The 20868-nt window shown below is 66.1% G+C and carries 13 protein-coding genes and 1 pseudogene; 7 read left to right on the plus strand and 7 right to left on the minus strand.

What is annotated here, in order from left to right; translation table 11 throughout:
* Nucleotides 1-41: 41 nt before the first annotated feature.
* Both JQ592_RS31735 and JQ592_RS31740 read right to left on the minus strand, forming a co-directional pair.
* Nucleotides 42-2552 (minus strand): penicillin-binding protein 1A, encoded by a 2511-nt coding sequence (locus JQ592_RS31735; protein WP_211406668.1) that lies wholly within the window; start codon nucleotides 2550-2552, stop codon nucleotides 42-44.
* 340 nt (nucleotides 2553-2892) lie between these two features.
* Nucleotides 2893-4185, minus strand: a complete 1293-nt coding sequence (locus JQ592_RS31740) for an N-acetylmuramoyl-L-alanine amidase (RefSeq protein WP_211406669.1) — start codon at nucleotides 4183-4185, stop codon at nucleotides 2893-2895.
* Between the two features lie 701 nt (nucleotides 4186-4886).
* On the opposite strand from JQ592_RS31740, the gene JQ592_RS31745 reads away from it, so the two are divergent.
* Nucleotides 4887-8006: an Rne/Rng family ribonuclease gene (locus tag JQ592_RS31745; protein ID WP_211406670.1), complete on the plus strand. Its 3120-nt coding sequence runs from the start codon at nucleotides 4887-4889 to the stop codon at nucleotides 8004-8006.
* A 66-nt stretch (nucleotides 8007-8072) separates the two neighbouring features.
* Here JQ592_RS31745 and JQ592_RS31750 read toward each other — a convergent pair whose 3' ends face one another.
* On the minus strand, nucleotides 8073-8753 hold the full coding sequence (locus tag JQ592_RS31750; RefSeq protein ID WP_211406671.1) for a helix-turn-helix domain-containing protein: 681 nt from the start codon (nucleotides 8751-8753) through the stop codon (nucleotides 8073-8075).
* A gap of 209 nt (nucleotides 8754-8962) precedes the next feature.
* Here JQ592_RS31750 and JQ592_RS31755 point away from each other — a divergent pair, with 209 nt between their 5' ends.
* Together JQ592_RS31755 and JQ592_RS31760 are read left to right on the plus strand one after the other, a co-directional pair.
* Entirely contained in the window at nucleotides 8963-10459 is a 1497-nt protein-coding gene (locus JQ592_RS31755) for an amidase (RefSeq protein ID WP_211406672.1), read from the plus strand.
* 27 nt (nucleotides 10460-10486) lie between these two features.
* On the plus strand, nucleotides 10487-11719 hold the full coding sequence (locus JQ592_RS31760; protein WP_211406673.1) for an NAD(P)/FAD-dependent oxidoreductase: 1233 nt from the start codon (nucleotides 10487-10489) through the stop codon (nucleotides 11717-11719).
* Here JQ592_RS31760 and JQ592_RS31765 read toward each other — a convergent pair.
* Nucleotides 11716-13785 carry a tetratricopeptide repeat protein gene (locus tag JQ592_RS31765; protein WP_349630510.1) on the minus strand — a complete coding sequence of 690 codons (2070 nt, stop codon included), beginning with the start codon at nucleotides 13783-13785 and terminating at the stop codon, nucleotides 11716-11718. The two genes, JQ592_RS31760 and JQ592_RS31765, sit on opposite strands and share 4 nt — an antisense overlap.
* A 106-nt stretch (nucleotides 13786-13891) precedes the next feature.
* On the opposite strand from JQ592_RS31765, the pseudogene JQ592_RS38405 reads away from it, so the two are divergent.
* Nucleotides 13892-14029 (plus strand): annotated as a pseudogene (locus tag JQ592_RS38405) (3-beta hydroxysteroid dehydrogenase); the annotation flags it as partial.
* Between the two features lie 34 nt (nucleotides 14030-14063).
* Here the strand turns inward: JQ592_RS38405 and JQ592_RS31770 are convergent.
* The 3 genes from JQ592_RS31770 to JQ592_RS31780 all read right to left on the minus strand — a co-directional run bounded on the left by JQ592_RS31770 (nucleotide 14064) and on the right by JQ592_RS31780 (nucleotide 17316).
* Nucleotides 14064-15398, minus strand: a complete 1335-nt coding sequence (locus JQ592_RS31770; protein WP_211406675.1) for a dicarboxylate/amino acid:cation symporter — start codon at nucleotides 15396-15398, stop codon at nucleotides 14064-14066.
* Between the two features lie 84 nt (nucleotides 15399-15482).
* A complete protein-coding gene (locus JQ592_RS31775; RefSeq protein WP_211406763.1) occupies nucleotides 15483-16040 on the minus strand; it encodes a biotin transporter BioY in 558 nt (185 codons plus the stop codon).
* A gap of 88 nt (nucleotides 16041-16128) precedes the next feature.
* Nucleotides 16129-17316 (minus strand): pyridoxal phosphate-dependent aminotransferase, encoded by a 1188-nt coding sequence (locus tag JQ592_RS31780; protein ID WP_211406676.1) that lies wholly within the window; start codon nucleotides 17314-17316, stop codon nucleotides 16129-16131.
* A gap of 206 nt (nucleotides 17317-17522) precedes the next feature.
* Between JQ592_RS31780 and JQ592_RS31785 the strand changes: the two genes are divergently transcribed.
* The 3 genes from JQ592_RS31785 to JQ592_RS31795 all read left to right on the plus strand — a co-directional run bounded on the left by JQ592_RS31785 (nucleotide 17523) and on the right by JQ592_RS31795 (nucleotide 20796).
* Complete coding sequence (locus JQ592_RS31785; RefSeq protein WP_211406677.1) at nucleotides 17523-18923, plus strand: M48 family metalloprotease; 1401 nt, start codon at nucleotides 17523-17525, stop codon at nucleotides 18921-18923.
* A 95-nt stretch (nucleotides 18924-19018) separates the two neighbouring features.
* A complete protein-coding gene (locus JQ592_RS31790) occupies nucleotides 19019-19786 on the plus strand; it encodes a DsbA family protein (protein ID WP_211406678.1) in 768 nt (255 codons plus the stop codon).
* A gap of 215 nt (nucleotides 19787-20001) precedes the next feature.
* A complete protein-coding gene (locus JQ592_RS31795; RefSeq protein ID WP_211406679.1) occupies nucleotides 20002-20796 on the plus strand; it encodes a DUF1236 domain-containing protein in 795 nt (264 codons plus the stop codon).
* Nucleotides 20797-20868 lie beyond the last annotated feature (72 nt).

Below are 20868 nucleotides of genomic sequence, written 5' to 3' on the forward strand. Positions count from 1 at the left end.
AAAGCGCAACCGCCCCCCTCGCCCGTATCAGGCGTTATCCGCTACCACAGCCCGCCGGTGCCCGGCCGGATGAGGAAGCCGGAATCCGGCTGCTGCTGCTGCGACGCCGGGATGCCGACGCGCCCATCGGCGTCGGCCACGCCGATGACCGAATAATTATCCGGTGGCGCCGTGCCCGGCTTGAAGGCTTCGAGGATGGTTCCGCCGGTCTCGCCGGGGCCGGCACGCATACCGGTCTTGGCGACGACGCGGACGAGCTTGATGCCGGCGGGCACCTTGAACGGAACAGCGGGCTTGTCGGCGAGCGCGAGCTTGAGGAAATCGCGCGCGATGGGCGCAGCCAGATGGCCGCCGGTCGCGGCGTTGCCCTTACCGAGCGCACGCGGCTTGTCGTAGCCCATATAGATCGCGACGGCGACGTCGGGCGAGAAACCGACGAACCAGGCGTCCTTGGCCTCGTTGGTGGTGCCGGTCTTGCCGGCGATCGGCTTGCCGACCTCCTTGACCACGGTCGCGGTACCGGCCTGCACGACGCCTTCCATCAGCTCGGTGATCTGATAGGCGGTCATGGAGTCCAGCACCTGCTCGCGGCGGTCGATCAGCTGCGGTTCGGGCTGGTTCTTCCACCCGCCCGGTGCGTCGCAGCCGCGGCATTCGCGCTGGTCGTGCTTGAAGATGGTGCGGCCGTAACGGTCCTGGATACGGTCGATCAGGGTCGGCTTCACGCGGCGGCCGCCATTGGCGAGCATCGAATAGGCCGTGACCATGCGCATCGCCGTGGTCTCGCCGGCGCCGAGCGCGTAGGAGAGATAGTTCGGCAGCTCGTCATAGACGCCGAAGCGGCGGGCATATTCGCCGATCAGGGGCATGCCGATATCCTGCGCGAGGCGCACCGTCACGGTGTTGAGCGACTGCCGCAGCGCGTTGCGCAGTGTCACCGGCCCCTGGAACTTGCCCGAGGAGAAGTTTTCCGGCCGCCATACGCCGGCACCCTGGCCCTGGTCGATTTCGATCGGCGCGTCGAGCACGACGGTCGAGGGCGTGTAGCCGTTGTCGAGCGCGGCCGAATAGACGATCGGTTTGAACGACGAACCCGGCTGCCGGTAGGCCTGCGTAGCGCGGTTGAACTGGCTCTGGTCGAACGAGAAGCCGCCGACCATCGCGAGCACGCGGCCGGTCCAGGGATCCATCACCACCATCGCGCCGGACACTTCGGGGATCTGGCGCAGCCGGTACTGACCTTCGACCGGCTGTCCTTCCTTGGTGTAGAGCGGATCGGCATAGATCACGTCGCCGGGCGCAAGCACCTGCGCCACCGACGTCGGTGTCTTGCCCTTGGCGTTGCCCTGGGCCGCCCTTGCCCAGCGCACGCCGTCGAGCGTGACGAGGCCGGTCTCGCGCTGCTTGCTCACGGCACCGCCGAGCTCGCGGCTCGGCTGGAAGCCGATGCGCGCCGACTGGTCGCTGGTCTCCAGCACCACCGCCATGCGCCATGGCGAGATGTCCGACAGCGACTTGATCTCGGCGAGCTTCACGCCCCAGTCGCCCGAGATATCGAGCTTGTTCATGGCGCCGCGATAGCCCTGCTGCTCGTCATAGTTCACGAGGCCCGAGACCATGGTCTTGCGCGCCATGACCTGGATCTTGGGATCGAGCGTGGTGCGGACGGAGAGACCGCCCTCGTACAGCTTCTTCTCGCCATAGCGCTCGAAGATGTCGCGGCGGACCTCCTCGGCGAAATATTCGCCGGCGAAGGTGTGGGCACCGTTGGAACGGTTGGTCACGGCCAGCGGCTCCTTGCGCGCCTTGTCGGCGTCGGCCTGCTTGATCCAGCCGTTCTCCAGGAGACGGTCGATGACGTAGTTGCGGCGCTCGACGGCGCGGTCGCGGTTGCGGACCGGATGCAGCGTCGCCGGCATCTTCGGCAGTGCCGCCAGATAGGACGCTTCCGCCACAGTCAGCTCGTTCACCGACTTGTCGAAATAGACCAGCGAGGCAGCCGCGATGCCGTAGGCGCCGAGGCCAAGATAGATCTCATTCAGGTACAGCTCGAGGATCTTGTCCTTCGAGTAGGTCTTCTCGATGCGCATCGCCAGCAAGGCTTCCTTGATCTTGCGGGCGAAGGAGACCTCGTTGGTCAGCAGGAAGTTCTTGGCGACCTGCTGGGTGATCGTGGACGCACCCTGCGGACGGCGGTTGGAGCCGTAGTTCTGCAGGTAGAGCAATCCGGCGCGGGCCATGCCGGTGTAGTCGATGCCGCCATGCTCGTAGAAATTCTTGTCCTCGGCCGCGAGGAAGGCGTTGATTACGAGCTTCGGCACCGCCTGGATCGGCAGATACAGCCGCCGCTCCTTGGCGTATTCGCCGAGCAGCGAACCGTCGACCGCGTGCACACGCGTCATCACCGGCGGCTCGTAATCCTGAAGCTGAGAGTAATCCGGCAAGTCCTTGGAGAAATGCCAGATCAGGCCTGCCACGGCCCCGACACCGACAAGGAACACCACTGTTCCCGCGGCGAACAGGAAGCCCATGAACCGCACCAGCAAGCGCATTATGTGTTTATCCGTTCAAACTCTGGATCAGCCCAGTATCAGCCCCATAGGACCTAAAAACTGGCACCCCAAACTGGCGCCAACCTCACGTCGCGAATTCACCGGCCTACGCAATCACATCAAGACTGGGCCTAAAGACGCTTGCCGAACGGGATTCTCTCCGATTCCGGAACCCCCTGCGGCATTTTTTATAAAGCGTCCGCTGTGGCCAAACTAGGGCCTTTGCGGCGGGACGGGAAAACCCTTCTTCAATTCGACGATCCCCGGGTCGTCAGCTTGACGATCCCAGGGTCGTCAATTCGACGATCCCCCGGTCGTCAGTTTGACGATCCCAGGGTCGTCAGTTCGACGATCCCGCGGTCGCCAGCCGCTTGGCCAGGAACCCGTCAATGGCCTGCGCCATCGAGCCAACGGCCTTGGACCGCCAGCCCTCGGACACCAGGTGCTCGAGGTCGCCCTTGTTCGAGACATAGCCGATCTCGACCAGCACCGACGGCACGTCGGGCGCCTTCAGCACCCGGAAACCGGCCGACTTCAGCGGATGCTTGTGCATCCGCACCGTCGACTTCATTTCGCCCATCAGCACATGGGCAAAACGGTTTGAAAACGTGCGGGTTTCTCGCTGCGTCAGGTCGATCAGGATGTCGGCGACATCGGTCGGCTCCTCCGCGAGGTTGAAGCCGGCGATCGCATCCGCGCGGTTTTCGGCGTCGGCCAGTCGTTGGGCCTCGGCGTCGGAGGCCTTGTCCGACAGCGTATAGATGGTGGCGCCCTGCGCGTCGCCCTCGGCCCGCGGCAGCGCGTCGGCATGGATCGAGACGAACAGCGCGGCCTTGAGGTTGCGGGCGACTTTGACCCGGTCATTGAGGGGGATGAAGGTGTCGTCGTCCCGCGTCATCACCACGCGATACTTGCCGGCCTTGTCCAGCCGGTCGCGCAGCGCCCGGCCAAAGGCCAGCACCAGGTTCTTCTCGCTCTCGCCGCTCGACTGCGTGCCGTTGTCGATGCCGCCATGGCCGGGATCGATCACGACGACCGGCCGGCCATCGGCCTTCTGCTGCGCCGTGTCCGGGGCCGCCGCGGGAACAGTTGCAGGCGGTGCATCGGCGACCGCAGGCCGCAGGTCGGGGCGGTTTTCGGGGGCGAGCGACTGCACGAAGGCGGTGCGGTCCACCTCCTCCAGCTCGAGCACCAGCCGGGCCGGCTGGCCGTTGGCCGCCTCCACCACATAGGAATTGGCGATTTTGGCCGGCCCGGTCAGGTCGAACACGATTCGCGAGCCGCCGGGCATGACGAGCCCGTAGCGGAAGGCCTTGACCAGGCCCCGCCCCGCCGCGCCGGTACCGGCGGGGAGCTGAAAATTGACCTGCGGGACGTCCACCACCACCCGGTACGGGTCGGCGAGCGTCACGGCGCGGAACGTCACGGTCTGGTCGATGTCGAGGATGAAGCGGGTCTGCTTGCCATCGCCAGCCAGCCGGGCGGCCGAGGCGATTGGAAAATTCGACGCCGCAGCAGCGGGTTGCGGCCGACTCTCAGCTGCGCTCAGGCGCGAGGAATCGGCACATGGCAATGCTGCAGCGCACAATAACGCACATCCCAGCAAGACCCTTTGTTTTGCGCGGCTCGCCACCGATTTCCGTGCCTCCGAGCAGCTTGTTTAACGCAATAGAACCGCAGGGTTAATCGATCCTTAATGACGGATTCGCGAAACCCGCTGACTGTGACCGCCGTGCGACGCTCCCTTGCACCGATGGTCCATTCCTCGTATGTACGGAATGCTGACGGCCGATATTTCCGGTTGTGTCGCATTCAGCCTCCCGGTGCAGCGCCGGAGCTCCCAAGGTTTGGGAATTCCAGCGTTTTCCGTTCCCCTCTAAGACCAGCGCGGTGCGCGGCAGCGAGGCGGAGCGGGGTCAAGCCCCGGCGGCGGACGGTTCCCGGTTACCACTTCCGGGACGGTTCTGACAGCGACGTAACCCATTACCCGGTCCCTTGATCCCAAGGGGACGGTTCGTGATCCCCAAGGCGAGCGCGCTCGCGCCATGCCTGGCCAGCAGCAACTGATTGAGGGGCGGCCCCGCCGCCCAATGTTTCATACGGGCCGACGCTTGATGCGCCAGACTGTGCCGACGAACTCTGAAGGATCATTCGCGACGCTGCGGAGTGACAATCCCGCGCGCCGCTGTGGTCCTGAGGCTTCCGATTCGGCAAGGCGCGAGAGACGGCGTTTCGGCCTTCCCCTCACCCCCGAATCAGGTGGACCGTCGCGTCACCCGGCAGCGCACATCGCGCCCACGGTCGATCGCGCCCGCCGCCGCCAAGAGTTAAGACATGCCCAACAAGATGTTGATCGATGCCACCCACCCGGAAGAGACCCGGGTCGTCGTGGTCCGCGGCAATCGCGTCGAAGAGTTTGATTTCGAGACCGCGCAACGCAAGCAACTGCGCGGAAACATCTACCTCGCCAAGGTCACAAGGGTCGAACCCTCGCTCCAGGCCGCCTTCGTCGAATATGGCGGCAATCGCCACGGCTTCCTCGCCTTCAGCGAAATCCATCCCGACTACTACCAGATCCCGGTCGCCGACCGGCAGGCGCTGATCGAGGCCGAGGAGCAGGCCCATCGCGAGGCCGAGGAAGAGAGCGAGAACCGCTCGCACGGCCGCCGCCGTTCGCGCCATCGCAATGCCCGCCGTCGCGGTCATGGCGAGCGCGTGCGCAGCGAGATCGTCGAGGGCCTCGAGGCCGGCGCCGATCCCGCCGCGCAGCCGGTCGAGGGCGCGCCGCTCCCGGAGTACACGGAAGGCGCTCCGCACGAGGGCGAGCATCTGCACACCGAGGCGGAGCACGGCGAGCACGATCATCACGAGCACGATGATCACGGACATGACGACCACCATCACGCCCATGATGATGATCACCCTCACGATCATGACGACCATGGTCATGACCGCGAGCACGATCATGACGACCATGATCATGCCGAGGAGACGCCCGCGCCCGTTGCCGCGGTTGGCGCAGAACCCGTCGTGGCGAGCGAGCCCGTTGCCGAGCCGCAGGAGGCCCCGGCCGTCGAAGCTCAAGCCTCCGAATCTTATGCCTCCGAAGCGCACGCCGAGGCCCTCGCCGAAGCCGTGACGTCAGCCACGGAGCCGGCCGATGCCGTCTACGCCGCGGGCGACAGCGCCGAGGCACCTAATGCCGAGGCCGCCGAAGCCGGTGAAGAGGACGACGAGGACGAGGACGGCGAGGAAGCCGAAGAGGAAGTCGTCGAATCCGTCGGCGGCGACGACGTGCTGGAGGAAGTGCCGGAGCGTACCTTCCGCCCGCGCCGCCAGTACAAGATCCAGGAAGTCATCAAGCGCCGCCAGGTCATGCTGGTGCAGGTCGTCAAGGAAGAGCGCGGCAACAAGGGCGCGGCGCTGACGACCTACCTCTCGCTCGCCGGCCGTTACGCCGTGCTGATGCCCAACACCGCGCGCGGCGGCGGCATCAGCCGCAAGATCACCAGCGCGCAGGATCGTTCTCGTCTCAAGGAGGTCGTGCAGGATCTCGACGTGCCCGAGGGCATGGGCATCATCCTGCGCACCGCAGGCGCCTCCCGCACCAAGCCCGAGATCAAGCGCGACTTCGAATATCTGATCCGGATGTGGGAGACGGTGCGCGACCTGACGCTGAAGTCGCAGGCCCCGACCCTCGTCTATGAGGAAGGCTCGCTGATCAAGCGCTCGCTGCGCGACCTCTACAACAAGGAGATCGACGAGATCCAGGTTGCCGGCGAAGGCGGCTACCGCGAAGCGCGCGACTTCATGAAGATGCTGATGCCCGCCAATGTCAGCGCGGTGAAGCAGTATCGCGACGGCCAGCCGCTGTTCTCGCGCATGGGCGTCGAAAGCCAGCTCGATGCGATGTTCTCGCCGACCGTGCAGCTGCGCTCCGGCGGCTATGTCGTGATCAACCAGACCGAGGCGCTGGTCTCGATCGACGTCAACTCGGGACGCTCGACCCGCGAGCACCATATCGAGGACACCGCGCTCAAGACCAATCTGGAGGCGGCCGAAGAGGTCGCCCGCCAGCTCCGCCTGCGCGACCTCGCCGGTCTGATCGTCATCGACTTCATCGACATGGACGAGAAGCGCAACAACCGCGCGGTCGAGCGCAAGCTGTCCGACTGCCTGCGCCAGGACCGCGCGCGCATCCAGGTCGGCCGCATCTCGCATTTCGGCCTCTTGGAGATGTCGCGTCAGCGCATCCGCGCCAGCGTGCTCGAGAGCTCGACCGATCCCTGCCCGCATTGCGGCGGCACCGGCCACGTCCGTTCGGTGTCCTCGGTGGCACTGCAGCTGCTGCGCGGCCTCGAAGAGATCCTGATGAAGGGCGCGACCCACAATCTCGTGGTCCGCACCCGCACCGACGTTGCGCTCTACGTGCTGAACCACAAGCGCGGCCATCTGCGCGATCTCGAGAACAGCTTCAAGGTCACGCTGTCGATCATCGCGGATCCCAGCGTCAGCGGCCCGCAGGCCTACCTCATCGACCGCGGCGAGCAGGTGCACACGCTGGAAGCCGCCAAGGCGCTGCTCGCAGCGCAGGCGGCCGCGAGCCCGCCGCCCTTGGCCGAAGACGCCTATGACGACGAGGAGTTCGATTCGGAGCTGGAGTCCGAGATCGAGTCCGAGGAGACCGAAGGTCTCGCTGAGGAGCAGGCTGCCGGCGAGGCAGCCACTGAGCAGGACGGTCAGCGCCGCAAGCGCCGCCGGCGCCGGCGCGGCCGCGGTGGCCAGCGCGAGGGCGAGCTGCGCGAGGATGCGGCACCGACCCTGCCCGAGCCTGCGATGATCGCCGGCGAAGGCGAGGAAGAGGCCGAGTCCGAGCAGGATGGTGAGGAAGGCGAGGAACAGGCAGCCCGTGGCGAGCAGCAGGGCGGCGGCGAGCGCCGGCGCCGGCGTGGTCGCCGTGGTGGACGCCGCCGTCGTGGCGGTAACGAGGAAGGTCTCGCCGGCTCCATCAGCGACGAGCTCGCCGCGAGCGCGCCGCCGGAAGCAAGCGATGCGGTTGCCGATTTCGACGGCAATGGCGGTGAGGCTGCGCCCTCGATCGCGCAGGCCGAACACATTGCCGAGCCGCAAGTCACTCAACAGGTCAGCCTGCCCGAGCCCCGCGCCGAGGTGCAGGCTGAGGCACCGGCGCAGCCCGAGCAGGCTCCCGCTGTCGCTGCAGTGGAAGAAGAACCCGCCGACGACAAGTCCGCGCGGCGCCGCTCCACGGTCCGGGAAAAGGTGAGCTTCCTGTCGAACAGCGCGAGCGAGCCGGCAACACCGGTTGCGGCAGCGCCGGAGCCGGTTGCTCCGCCCGCGCCGGCACCTGAGCCCGCGCCGGAAGCAGCCAGTGAGACGCCGGCCGCTCCGCGCCGCGCCGGCTGGTGGTCCCGCCGCTTCGGCGGCGGCGAATAGCTCCGACACCCAATAAAAAACGCCCGGCCAAGCCGGGCGTTTTTCGTTTCAGGAGCCGCCTACGCGCTATGATGGCAGCTCGTCATCGCCGAGCGGCGCGACGTCGCGCGCGGCGATCTGGCGGAGCTGGTCGTAGAGATCGGGCGCCTCGCTGGTGCAGAGGCAGACGCCTGTTGCGGAAGGTCCCTCGCCGGCGTTGAGGTAGGCGTGGCCCATGGTGCTGTCGAGATAGATGCCGTCGCCCTCGCCCAGGATCTCCGGCGCGTAGAACTCGGTATGGACGGCGACGCGTCCGCGCGTCACCACAAAATACTCCTCGCCGCCATGGCGCAGCAGCGGTCCGAACTCCTCCAGCGAGCGGGCGCGGACCTCGGCCACGATCGGCACCATGCGTTTGCCGATCAAATCGGTGCATTGATAGGTGTAGGTGTAGAACTTCGTGGTGATCACCTGCCCCTGCCCGGCCCGGCTGATGCTCCGCCGCGCAGTGACCGGCCGGCCCTGCGCAGGCGTCGCGACCGCCGGATTGAATAGCTCGGCGATTTCCATCTTCAGACCCGAGGTGAGCTGGAGCAGCTTGTCGTAGGTCAGCGACATCAGGCCGTTCTCGACCTTGGACAGCGTCGAGAGCGCCATGCCGGTCCGCTCCGCCACCTGCTTGAGCGTCAGGCCGCGCGTCTGGCGGGCCGCCTTGAGACATTGGCCGAGCTGGGAATTGGCAGTTTCTGATGTCGTGATCTCGCTCATGGGAGAAATGCTAGCACGACCGAGGAAAAATAGTTGATCGATCGGCCTAATCTTTTCGACCGATATGCTTCAGATCGGCCCTATTTGGTGCCGATCGGGCAGCCCAAACCACCATTGGCGCACGAAATGACTCGATTGACGATTATTGGTGCGTCACTTCCGCTTTCCGATATGCTAAATCGTTTTCATAATCTGAAAGGGAGCAGGCGTTGTCCGAACTGTGCGATTCCAGTGCCGTTGAGCTGCGCCGCCTGCTGGCCGCGCGGACGATCTCGCCTGTCGAGCTGCTCGACGCCTGCCTGTCGCGCATCGCCGCCGTCAATGGTGCCGTCAACGCCGTCGTAACGCTGGACGAGCCTGGCGCGCGCGCCGCCGCGAAGGAGGCCGAGGCGGCCATCCTGCGCGGCGAGGATGGCGGCGCGCTGCACGGCCTGCCGGTCCTGATCAAGGACACCCAGGACACCGCCGGGATGCGCTCCACCTATGGCAGCCCGCTGCTGCGCGACAACGTGCCCGTCGCCGACCAGGGCTCGGTCGCGCGGCTGCGCGCAGGCGGCGCCATCATCTTCGGCAAAACCAACACGCCGGAATGGGCGGCCGGTGGCAACACCCGCAATCCCGTGTTCGGCGCGACCGGCAATCCGTTCGATCCCATGCGATCGGCGGCCGGCTCGTCCGGCGGCTCGGCGGTGGCGCTCGCCTGCGGCATGGCTCCGCTCGCTTCGGGCTCCGACACCGGCGGCTCCTTGCGCAATCCGGCCGGCTTCTCCGGCATCGTCGGCATGCGTCCGTCCTACGGACTTGTACCGAGTGAAAAGCGCATCTTCGGCTGGTCGAACCTGTCGACCGACGGGCCGATGGCGCGCAACGTCGCCGACACCGCGCTGATGCTGTCGGTGATGGCGAGCGACGATGCCCGCGATCCGCTCGCCTACACCCTGCCCGGCGAACCGTTGCGCGCGCGCGCCGAGCGCTGGGCCGCGCCGCGTTCCGCCGACCTCGGCAAGCTGCGGCTTGCCTTCACCGAAGACTTCGGCTTCGCGCCGACGGAGCAGGCGATCCGCCGCGTGTTCCGCAACCGCGTGAACAAGCTCGCGCCGCTGTTCGCCGAATGCCGCGAGGGGACACCCGACTGCACCGGCGCGGATGACGCCTTCGCCGTGCTGCGCGCGGGCATGTTCCTGGCGACGCATGGCAAGAACTACAAAGAACGCCCCGAAATGCTCGGCCCCAACGTCCGCGCCAATGTCGAGGAAGGCCTCGGCTACACACTCGAGGACCACGCCCGCGCCGCCACGACGCAGACGCGGATCTATCGCGCCTACCAGACCTTCTTCGCGAGTTGCGACGTGCTGATCAGCCCGACCATCACGCTCAGCCCGCGTCCCTGGTCGGAACTCTATCCCGCCGAGATCGACGGCGTGCCGACCAAATCCTATTTCCACTGGCTCGCGCTCGCCTACGCCGTTACGCTTGCCGGCCACCCCGCGATCAGCATTCCGCTCGGCCTCGATGAGGCTGGCCTGCCGTTCGGCCTCCAGATCGTCGGCCCGCGCGGCGGCGATGCCATCGTGCTCTCGGTCGCCGCGAGCATCGAGGCGGCGTTCGCAAGCGATGCGCAATTGTGCCGACCCGTGCCCGACCTCGCACGGCTCGCCGCGGCGCCGCCGCTATCGGCCGCGCCCGATTTTCTCACCTGGGAATGACCCGGGCCTGACAGGAGACTTTTTCTGATGCAAAGCGCGATCGTTCTCGGCGGTGGCATGGTCGGTGTGGGTGCGGCGCTGCACCTGCAGCGGCGCGGCTGGGCCGTCACGCTCGTCGACCGCAGGGAGCCGGGCCGCGAGACCAGCTACGGCAATGCCGGGATGATCCAGGCGGAAGCCGTGCGCCCCTATCCGATGCCGCGCGACCTCGCCACGCTTCTCAAGATCGCGACCGGCCGCACCAACGACGTGCGCTACAGCCTGTCCTCGCTTCATCGCCATATCGAGCCGCTGCTGCGCTACTGGTGGCATTCGGCGCCGAAGCGGCATCGCGAAGCCATCGTCGGCTGGGCGCGGCTGATCGGCTACGCGACAAGCGAGCACGACATCCTCATTCGCGAGGCGCACGCCGACAATCTGATCCGCCGCGCCGGCTACCGGGCGCTGTACCGCGATGCCGCCGCCTTGGAGCACTCGATCAAGGACGCGGAGCAAGACCAGCGCGAATTCGGCGTGAACTTTCGCGTTTTGTCAGGCAGCGAATTGACAAAAGCCGAGCCGATCCTGCGCGACGATCTGCCCGGTGCGATCCATTGGCTCGACACCTGGACCGTGTCCGATCCCGGCGCGCTGGTCACAGCCTATGCCGAGCTTTTCACGCGCCTCGGCGGCAGGATCGTGCTGGGTGATGCGCAGAGCCTGCAGCAGACCGCGAGCGGCTGGTCGGTCGATACCGATGAGGGGCGCATCGATGCCGCCCATGCGGTCGTGACACTCGGACCGTGGTCGCCCGATCTGTTGTACAAGTTCGGCTATCGCATCCCGCTGGTGCGCAAGCGCGGCTACCACATGCATTACAGTGGCGGCGCCTCGCTCGATCTGCCGCTGGTGGACAAAGGCGGCGGCTACGCCATGGGCCCGATGGCCAAGGGCATCCGCATCACCACCGGCGCCGAGCTGACCGGTCCGGATGCGCTCGCAACACCCGTGCAGCTCGCCAGCGCCGAAGCCTCCGCGCGCGAGCTGATCGATCTCGGCAAACGCGTCGAGCCCGATCCCTGGTTCGGCACCCGCCCCTGCACACCCGACATGCTGCCGGTGCTCGGGCAGGCTCCGCGCCATCCCGGTCTCTGGATGAACTTTGGTCACGGCCACCAGGGCTTTACGCTGGGGCCCGCGACGGGCCGCCTGCTCGCGGAAATGATGAGCGGCGAGACGCCGTCGATCGATCCCGCGCCGTATCGGCCGGAGCGGTTCTAACCCGCGGCGCTCGCGGAAAGCACCGCGAGCGCGGCCGACAGACGCATCAACGGATCGTCCCATTCGCGGGGGCTGCGCTGGCGGAACAGCCGCATGGTCGGATACCACGGGCTGTCCTCGCGATCCCTCAGCCAGCGCCAGTCCAGCGCGTAAGGCGTCAGCATCCACACCGGACGTCCCAGTGCGCCGGCAAGGTGCGCGACCGACGTGTCGACGGCGATGACGAGATCGAGCGCCGCGACCGCCGCCGCGGTATCGGCGAAATCGCCGAGCGCGGGCGCAAGATCAATGATGTCCGGACCGAGCGCGGCCAGCACCTCAGGATCCTCGGGCCGCGGCTCCTTTTGCAGGCTGTAGAGCTGCACGCCCGGCATCACAAGGCGCGGCAGCACGGCCTCGGCGGACAGCGAACGTTGCCGGTCGCCCTTGTGCCTGGCGTTGCCGGCCCAGACCACGCCGACCTTCAGTGCCGTCACGTCCGCAAGCGCCGCGCGCCAGCGCGACAGTCTTGCGGGATCGGGATTCAGATAGGGAACGTCCGCCGGGATGGTGTCCAGCATGGTGCCAAAGATGCGCGGCAGGCTCATCAACGGCAGTTGCAGATCGAATGGCGGCAGCGGAGCGCCGCGCGGAATCACGGTCACGTCGGGAAGCTGCCGCAGCAGCGCGGCGAGCGCGGGCTGAACCTGCAAAATGATCCGGCCGCCCTGCGCTGTCACCATCGGCACATAGCGCACGAAATGCAGGGCATCGCCGAGGCCATATTCGGCGAACAGCAGCAAGGTGCGGCCCTCGAGCGGCTCGCCCTGCCATTCCGGCACGGCGAACACGGGATCGCCGTCCGACAGCGTCTTGCATTTGCGCCGCCAGCGATAGGCCTCGAAACCTTCAGCGAAGTCGCCGTTCATCAGCAGGAAATGCGCATGATTGTACTGCGCCAGCGGCTGCTCCGGATCGAGCGCGATCGCGCGATGCGAGGCCGCGAGCGCCTCGTCGATCTCGCCGGCATTGCGCAGTGCGACCGCGAGATTGGCGTGACCCTTGGCATATTTGGGATCGGCCACGACCGCGCATCGGTGCGCGGCGACCGCGTCGGCAGCGCGCTCCTGCTTCTCGAAGATGATGCCGAGATTGGTCCAGGCCGGGGCGTGATCGGGCTTGAGCAGCAGCGCATGCTCGCAAGACGCAATCGCCTCGTCCAGTTCGCCGAGCTCGGAGAGACAGGCACCGAGATTGCTGGCGATCAAATGGTCCGACGGATCGCGCGCAAAGCTCCGCTTGTAGGTGTCGGCAGCCTCCTGCAGATGACCGGCCTCGTGCAGGACGAGACCGAGCAGACGCAGCGCCGGAGCATTGTCCGGCGCAAGCGCGATGGCGCGGCGGTACTGGACGATGGCGCCCTCGAGCGATCCTTGCCGATAGAGCGCGGCGCCGAGATTGCAGAGCAGTCCGGGATCATCGGGGTCTTCGTCGAGCGCGTGGCGATAGGCCGCCTCCGCCTCGTCGGGGCGCGCCTGGTCGATCAGGAGATTGCCGAGATTGAGCCAGACGCCGCGATACGAAGGCTCCCGCGCGATGACCGCGCGATAAGCCTCTTCGGCCTCGGCGAGCCGCCCCTGCTCCGCGAGCAAGACGGCGAGATTGAAGCACGCCCGCGTCAGATGCACATCGAGTGCGAGCGCGCGGCGGTAGGCAACCTCGGCCTCGTCGAAGCGCGCGAGCTCGCCGAGCGCCACGCCGAGCTTGTTGTGCAGACCGGCATCATCAGGCCGCCGCACCAGCGCGCGCCGGAACGCCGCCACTGCGCCCTCCTGCTCGCCCTTCACGGCAAGCGCATCGCCGAGCGTGACCAGCGACGGCGCGTGATCGGGATCGACGCTGAAGATACGCCCGAGCAGCGCGGCGCCCTCAGCCGCGCGGCCGCTGACGAAGGCGGCGACCGCGGCCAGATGCAACGCCGGGACGTGATCCGGGTCGATCTTCAGGAGCTCCGCGCAGAGTGCGTCCGCCTGCTCCGGACGCCCCGCAGCAAAATGTTCTGCCGCCTGCAACACAATCGGATTCACAGCCGCATTGCCCACGATGCCACCCACCCCCTCGAGGTCCGAGATGCGGGTTAAACGCGCGAGGTCGAAAATTCCGTCAGTCGGCGCGCTCAGTGAGCAGTGCCCTGAGTCCCATTTCGGCTGGTTTGCGCGGTTCGCCAGCGTCGACGTCCCGACCTCGAGCGCGAAGACGCGTGCTGCTCTCGGCCGGGAGCCCAAAGAAAAAGGGCTGATCGAGGATCTCGACCAGCCCTGTTACTTCTAGGTCTGACAGCGCGGCTGGCGCTGTCTGATCCGGCTCAGTCCGTCGTAATCGCCGTTTCCATGTCGGTCGGATCGATCTGCTTGGCGAGGTTGGCGTTGAGCTTGTCGCGGTCGAGCTCACCCTCCCACCAGGCGACGATCACGCAGGCGACGCCGTTGCCGCACAGGTTGGTCAGTGCGCGGCACTCGCTCATGAACTTGTCGATGCCGAGCACGATCGCCATGCCCGGCACGAGGCGCGGGTCGACCACCGCCAGCGTCGCCGCCAGGGTGATGAAGCCCGCACCGGTGATGCCGGAGGCGCCCTTCGAGGTCAGCATCGCCACCACCAGGATGGTCAGCTGCTGGCCGAAGGTAAGATCGACGCCGAGCGCCTGGGCGATGAACAGCGTCGCCAGCGTCATGTAGATGTTGGTGCCGTCGAGGTTGAACGAGTAACCCGTCGGCACGACGAGGCCGACCACCGACTTGGAGCAGCCGAGACGTTCGAGTTTCTCCATCAAGGACGGCAGCGCGCTTTCCGACGACGAGGTGCCGAGCACGATCAGCAGCTCGTCCTTGATGTACGCCAGGAACTTGAAGATCGAGAACCCCGCCAGGCGCGCGATGATGCCGAGCACGACGAACACGAACAGCGCAGCCGTGACGTAGAACGTCGCGATCAGGCCGATCAGGTTGAGGATCGCGCCGGTGCCGAACTTGCCGATGGTGTAGGCCATCGCACCGAACGCGCCGATCGGCGCCGCGCGCATCACGATGGAGATGACGCCGAACACCGCATGCGCGGCATCGTCGATGAAGCTGCGGATGGTGTGGCCGCGCTCACCCAGGCTCATGATGGCGAAGCCGAACAGCACCGAGAACAGCAGTACCTGCAGGATCTCGCCCTGCGCGAAGGCGCCGACCACGGTGTCCGGAATGATATGCAGGACGAATTCAACGCTCTTCTGTGCCTTGGCCTGATCCGCAAATTTTGCGACTGCCTCCGCACTTGCCGCCGCATTGCCGAAGCCTGCGCCCGGCCTGACGAGATTGCCGACGATGAGGCCGATCACCAGCGCGAAGGTCGAGACGATCTCGAAATACACCAACGCCTTGACGCCGATGCGCCCGACCTTCTTGGCGTCCTGGATGTGGGCGATGCCCGAGACCACGGTGCAGAAGATGATCGGGGCGATCACCATCTTGATCAGCTTGATGAAGCCGTCGCCCATCGCCTTGATCCACTCATTGGTGGCGAACGTCGGCCACAGCCAGCCGACGATGGCGCCGAGCACGATGGCGATCAGGACCTGGACATAGAGAATCTTGTACCACGGCTTGGCGGCGGCCGGCGCGGCCGGCGTCCCCGCCATCGTTGTCGTCGTCATCGTTTCACTCCCCCTCGAACGTTGGGGCCAGCCAAGATCAACTTGGCCGGCCCTGTCAATTGGAACCGCTCGGAATGGTGCGCTTTACCCGCGACGATCGACGATCCGGCGGGCTGCCGGCATCAGCGTCGCGCCCAGCGCGTTCTTGACCAGGGACGCCGCGATGAACGGCGCGAGGCCGACCTGCCAGGCCTTGGCCACGCCCAGACCGAGGCCGAAGGCCAGCCAACCAAAGCCGGCGGCCAGAATGACGACGTGGCCGACGGCCATCGCGGCGAACAGCAGCACCACGCTGCGGTCCCAGCCGCGCTCGGCGAGCCAGCCGGTCACGAAAGCAGCGAGCACGAAGCCGAACAGGTAACCCGCGGTCGGGCCAACCAGCGGTGCAATCCCACCCACGGGACCGGCGAACACCGGCAGGCCAAGCGCACCCTCGGCGAGGTAGGCGATCATGGTTGCGCTGCCAAGGCGCCAGCCATAGGCGGCGCCGATCATCAGCACCACCAGGGTCTGCAATGTCATCGGCACATAGGGCAGCGGCAGGTTCACCTTGGCTGACAGCGCCATCAAGGCGGTGCCGAGCGCAATCAGCACGAATGCACGCAGTGCGCCGACGGCTTCGCCCGGACGGGTCGGCCACATCAATGCGGCGAGAGGAGAATGCGTGGCGGCGTTGGGCGCGGAACGGTCAGACAAGTTGCACTCCGAAAAGGCTGGCGAAAACTGGCGGCTATTTAAGCCAGTGAGCGATCCGGTCAACTGCCTCCCGCATCTCTTCTGCCGAACGCGCATAAGAGAACCGTATGAATGAACGGCCATGGATGGGATCGAAATCGACGCCCGGCGTCGCCGCGACATGGGCCTGTTCCAGCATCTGCTTGGCGAACTCGAAACTGTCGGAGGTGAAGTCCGACACGTCGGCATAGAGGTAGAACGCGCCATCGGCCGGCAAGAACTTGCTGAGGCCCGCTTTCGGCAGTCCCTCGATCAAAATGCGCCGGTTTTCCTGATAGCCGTGCTTGATCTCCTCCATCTCGGCCGCGCCGTCGAAGGCAGCCTCGGCGGCGATCTGTGACAGGGCCGGCACCGAGATCGACAGGTTCTGCTGCAGCCGCTCGATCGGGCGCACCAAAATCTCGGGCACGACCATCCAGCCGACGCGCCAGCCCGTCATGCAAAAATACTTCGAGAACGAATTGATCACGAGTGCGTGGTCCGACAGCGCCGCCGCCGTCACCGCCGGAAACGCGTAGTCCAGCCCGTGATAGATCTCGTCCGAGATGAAGCGGATCCTGGCGTCTTCCGCCGCCGCGATCAGGCCCGAGAGCGCCTCGCGGGACATCATCGTTCCCGTTGGATTGGCGGGACTGCCGACCAGCACGCCCTTCAGCGGCGCCTTGCGATGGGCGGCAAGCAGCGCCTCGCCGGTGAGCGCGTGGCGTGTCTCGTTCGTGGTCTCGATCAGCACCGGCTCGCAGCCGAGCGCGGTCAGGATGTGGCGGTATGGCGGATAGCCCGGCACCGTCACGGCGACGCGGTCCCCGGGCTCGAACATCGACAGGAACGCGAGGATGAAGCCACCCGACGAGCCCGTCGTCACCACGATCCGCTCGGGGCTGACGTCACACCCATGGACATCGCGATAGTGCCGCGCGATCCGCTCGCGCAAGGAGGGGATGCCGAGCGCGGAGGTATAGTCGATCCGGCCGGCCTCGAGCGCGGCGTGGGCGGCCGCGATCGCGGTTTTTGGCGCGCCGGCCGCGGGCTGGCCGACCTCCATGTGGATGACATGGCCGCCGGCGGCCTCGATTCGGGCCGCGGCGGCCATCACGTCCATCACCATGAACGGGGGAACGTCGCTGCGGCGGGAGGGCTCGAGCCACTGCCCCAACCGGTTCCTCAATGTCGCATCCTGCATCGATTTCTGCTATTCGCTGGCGGACCGGTCCGTCCGGTCCTTCAAAACGGGGCGCTTGCGCCCCAGACTGGCCGCATTGTACGGCTCATAAGGGGTACGGCTCATAGGCCATATCGCGTATCCGGTCCGCCGCCAATCGCCAAAACCAATCACGAAAACTGCTTTCCAGGTCCGCTTCCAAGAGACCGTTTGACCCAGACCGCTTGATGTTGCTCCAGACCGCATTGCGCAAGAAGGCCTCCGCCCTCACCGCCCTCGTCACGACCGCGGCGATCGCACTGGCGCCGCTTCCCGCGGCACGTGCGCAGAGCAAGGGGCCGCCGATCCTGCGCGATACCGAGACCGAACAGCTGCTGCGCGAATATACCCGCCCGATCCTGCGCGTCGCCGGCCTGGAAAAGCAGAACATCCAGATGGTGATCATCAACGACGGCTCGTTCAACGCGTTCGTCGCGGACGGCCGCCGCATCTTCGTCAATTGGGGCGCGATCGTCCAGTCGGAGACGCCGAACCAGATCATCGGCGTGCTCGCGCACGAGACCGGGCATCTGGCCGGCGGCCACCTGTCCAAGCTGCGCGAGCAGCTCGCCACCGCGCAGACCCAGATGATCATCGCGATGCTGCTCGGCGCCGGCGCGATCGCCGCCGGCAGCACCCGCAGCAGCAGCGCCGGCAACAACGGCCTTGCCAATGCGGGCGCGGCCGCGATCGCCGGACCGCAGGAGATGATCCGCCGCACGCTGCTGTCCTACCAGCGCCAGCAGGAGGAGAACGCCGACCGTGCCGGCGTGAAATTCCTGACCGCGACCCAGCAGTCCCCGAAGGGCATGTACGAGACCTTCAAGCGCTTCACCAGCGAGAGCCTGTTCGCCGCGCGCGGCGCCGATCCCTATCTCCAGTCGCATCCGATGCCCGCCGAGCGCGTCGCGGCATTGCAGGAGTTCGCCAGCAGCAGTCCCTATTGGGACAAGAAGGACGATCCCGCGCTCCAGCTTCGCCACGACATGGTGCGCGCCAAGATCTCGGCTTTCATGGAGCGGCCGGAGACGGTGTATCGCCGCTATCCGCAGACCAACGACAGCATGCCGGCGCGCTATGCCCGGGCCATCAGCACCTATCTGCACGGCGATCTGCGCAGCGCGCTCGCCCAGATCGACGCGCTGATCCAGGTCCAGCCCAACAACCCGTACTTCTACGAGGTGCGCGGCCAGGCTCTGCTGGAAAGCGGCAAGGCCGCCGAGGCCATCGCGCCCCTCCGCAAGGCGGTACAGCTCTCCAACAACGCGCCCCTCATCGAGATGTTACTTGGGCAGGCTCTGGTTGGAACCGATAATAAAGCCTACACCGATGATGCCGTTCGGATTCTCCGCGCCGCGGTGGCACGGGAGCCCGAGGCGGTGCTCGGTTATACCCAGCTCGCGATGGCCTATGGCCGGAAGGGCGACTATGCCGAGGCGGATCTCGCCTCGGCGCAGGCCGCCTACTTGCGCGGCGACAACAAGACCGCCCGCGAGCTCGCAACGCGCGCGAAAACCCGTTTCGCCGTCGGCACGCCCGGATGGGTCAAGGCCGACGACATCGTGGCGGCCAAGCCGCCGCGCAACTGACGAGAACGACGCCTTAAGACCACGACGTCACGACACCGAGCTTTGAGTCCGCCGGGACGTTTTCCGAAACCTGCTTTGGAGAAGAGGATTTGCCTATGCCTTCGCTGCGTCTGCTTGCCCCCGCGCTGTTTGCGCTCGCCATGTTCGGCGCAGCCGCGCCCGCGTCGGCCGACAGCTTCTCCGATGCCCAGCGCACCGACATCGAGGCGATCATCAAGAACTATCTCGTCACCCACCCCGAGGTGCTCGAGGAGGCGATGACCGAGCTCAGCAAGCGCCAGGCCGCGGCGGAAACGCAGAAGCACGAAGCCAGCATCGCGCAGAACGCCGAGGCGATCTTCAATTCGCCGCGCCAGGTCGTGCTCGGCAACAAGGACGGCGACGTCACCTTCGTCGAGTTCTTCGACTACAATTGCGGCTATTGCAAACGCGCGATGGACGACATGCTCAGCCTCATGAAGAGCGATCCGAAGCTGAAGGTCGTGCTGAAGGAGTTTCCGGTGCTGAGCCAGGGCTCGGTGGAAGCGGCGCAGGTTGCCGTCGCCGTGCGCATGCAGGATCCCTCCGGCAAGAAGTATCTCGACTTCCACCAGAAGCTGCTCGGCGGCCGCGGCGCGGCCGACAAAGCGCGCGCACTGCAAGCCGCCAAGGAAGCCGGCCTCGACACCGCGAAGATCGAGAAGGACCTCACCAGCCCAGAAGTACGCGCCACCATCGAGGAGAACTTCAAGCTTGCGGAGGCGATGGGCATGAACGGCACGCCGAGCTACGTGATCGGCAAGCAGATCGTGATCGGCGCCGTCGGCGTTGAAGGCCTGAAGGAAAAGATCGGCATTGCCCGCTGCGGCAAAGCGACCTGCTGAGCGACACGACATTGCGTTGAAAGAGGCCGGCTTCACAGCCGGCCTCTTTTTTTGCGCGGGTTCGGACGCAGTTTGTCGCGATCCGGGCGAGACCGTTCATCCGGCGTTCAACAAACAAAGCTCGTCGGAACCGCCTGGAATTCGGAACGACCGCGCTCTCCTTTCGTTGTCGGCGCGGGCAATGACGCAAAGAAATCACGTGAGGAGAGGTTCAAATGACTAATCGCTTTTTGGTCTCGGTTGCAGCCTTGGCGCTGATCGCCGGCACCGGTTTCGCCAACGCGCAAGGAACCGGAACCAAGGACTACGGGAGTGGCCAGCAGACCCAGCAAAGTACGCAGCCTTCTGGCGAGCGCAGCGGCTCCATGGGCAAGCAAGAGTCCATGGACAAGCAAGACAAGCGTGACAAGGGAACGGTCGGTCAGGCCGGCGGCATGAAGGATCAGCCGAGCGCTCATGACAAGTCGACGCAGTCCGACAAGATGAACAAGGACCAGCCGGGTGCGACGCGTGAGAAGTCGACGCAGTCGGAGAAGTCGTCGACGGTCGGCCAGAGCCCAAGGAGCGACGAGAAGTCCAAGGGTGGCATGAGCAAGGAAACCGAGACCAAGGGCACCAAGGACATGAAGGCCCAAGGTCAGGAAGACCGCAGCGGTATGAATGCGCCTGGCCACCAGGGTTCGCAAACCCAGACCCAGACCCAGACCGGGACCGAGCGGTCGCAGACGACGACCGGCCAGGCTGGCGCGGCCGCCAAGCTCTCGACCGAGCAGCGCACGCAGATCACCTCGGTGATCCGCGAGGAGAAGGTGGCGCCCGTGACCAATGTGAACTTCAACATTGCGGTCGGCACCCGCGTGCCGCGCGAGGGCATCACGCTTCACGCCCTGCCGTCCCGGGTCGTGACGATCTATCCGGAATGGCGGAGCTACAAGTACATTCTGGTCAAGGAAGAAATCGTGATCATCGATCCGGACACCTTCGAGATCGTGGCGGTCCTGAACGTCTAAAGGCCGGCTGACGGCAACCTCTTGGGGCGGGCAGCGATGCCCGCCCCTTTGCATTCGGCCGGCAGCCATGCT

The sequence above is a fragment of the Bradyrhizobium iriomotense genome, assembly GCF_018129405.1.
GTDB classification, from domain to species: Bacteria; Pseudomonadota; Alphaproteobacteria; order Rhizobiales; family Xanthobacteraceae; genus Bradyrhizobium; species Bradyrhizobium iriomotense_B.

Coding starts and splice junctions, on each gene's coding strand:
- JQ592_RS31750 (WP_211406671.1), bottom strand. CDS start 8,753: ATGAGCGAGATCACGACATCAGAAACTGCCAATTCCCAGCTCGGCCAA.
- JQ592_RS31770 (WP_211406675.1), bottom strand. CDS start 15,398: ATGACGACGACAACGATGGCGGGGACGCCGGCCGCGCCGGCCGCCGCC.
- JQ592_RS31745 (WP_211406670.1), top strand. CDS start 4,887: ATGCCCAACAAGATGTTGATCGATGCCACCCACCCGGAAGAGACCCGG.
- JQ592_RS31735 (WP_211406668.1), bottom strand. CDS start 2,552: ATGCGCTTGCTGGTGCGGTTCATGGGCTTCCTGTTCGCCGCGGGAACA.
- JQ592_RS31795 (WP_211406679.1), top strand. CDS start 20,002: ATGACTAATCGCTTTTTGGTCTCGGTTGCAGCCTTGGCGCTGATCGCC.
- JQ592_RS31780 (WP_211406676.1), bottom strand. CDS start 17,316: ATGCAGGATGCGACATTGAGGAACCGGTTGGGGCAGTGGCTCGAGCCC.
- JQ592_RS31790 (WP_211406678.1), top strand. CDS start 19,019: ATGCCTTCGCTGCGTCTGCTTGCCCCCGCGCTGTTTGCGCTCGCCATG.
- JQ592_RS31775 (WP_211406763.1), bottom strand. CDS start 16,040: ATGTGGCCGACCCGTCCGGGCGAAGCCGTCGGCGCACTGCGTGCATTC.
- JQ592_RS31785 (WP_211406677.1), top strand. CDS start 17,523: ATGTTGCTCCAGACCGCATTGCGCAAGAAGGCCTCCGCCCTCACCGCC.
- JQ592_RS31760 (WP_211406673.1), top strand. CDS start 10,487: ATGCAAAGCGCGATCGTTCTCGGCGGTGGCATGGTCGGTGTGGGTGCG.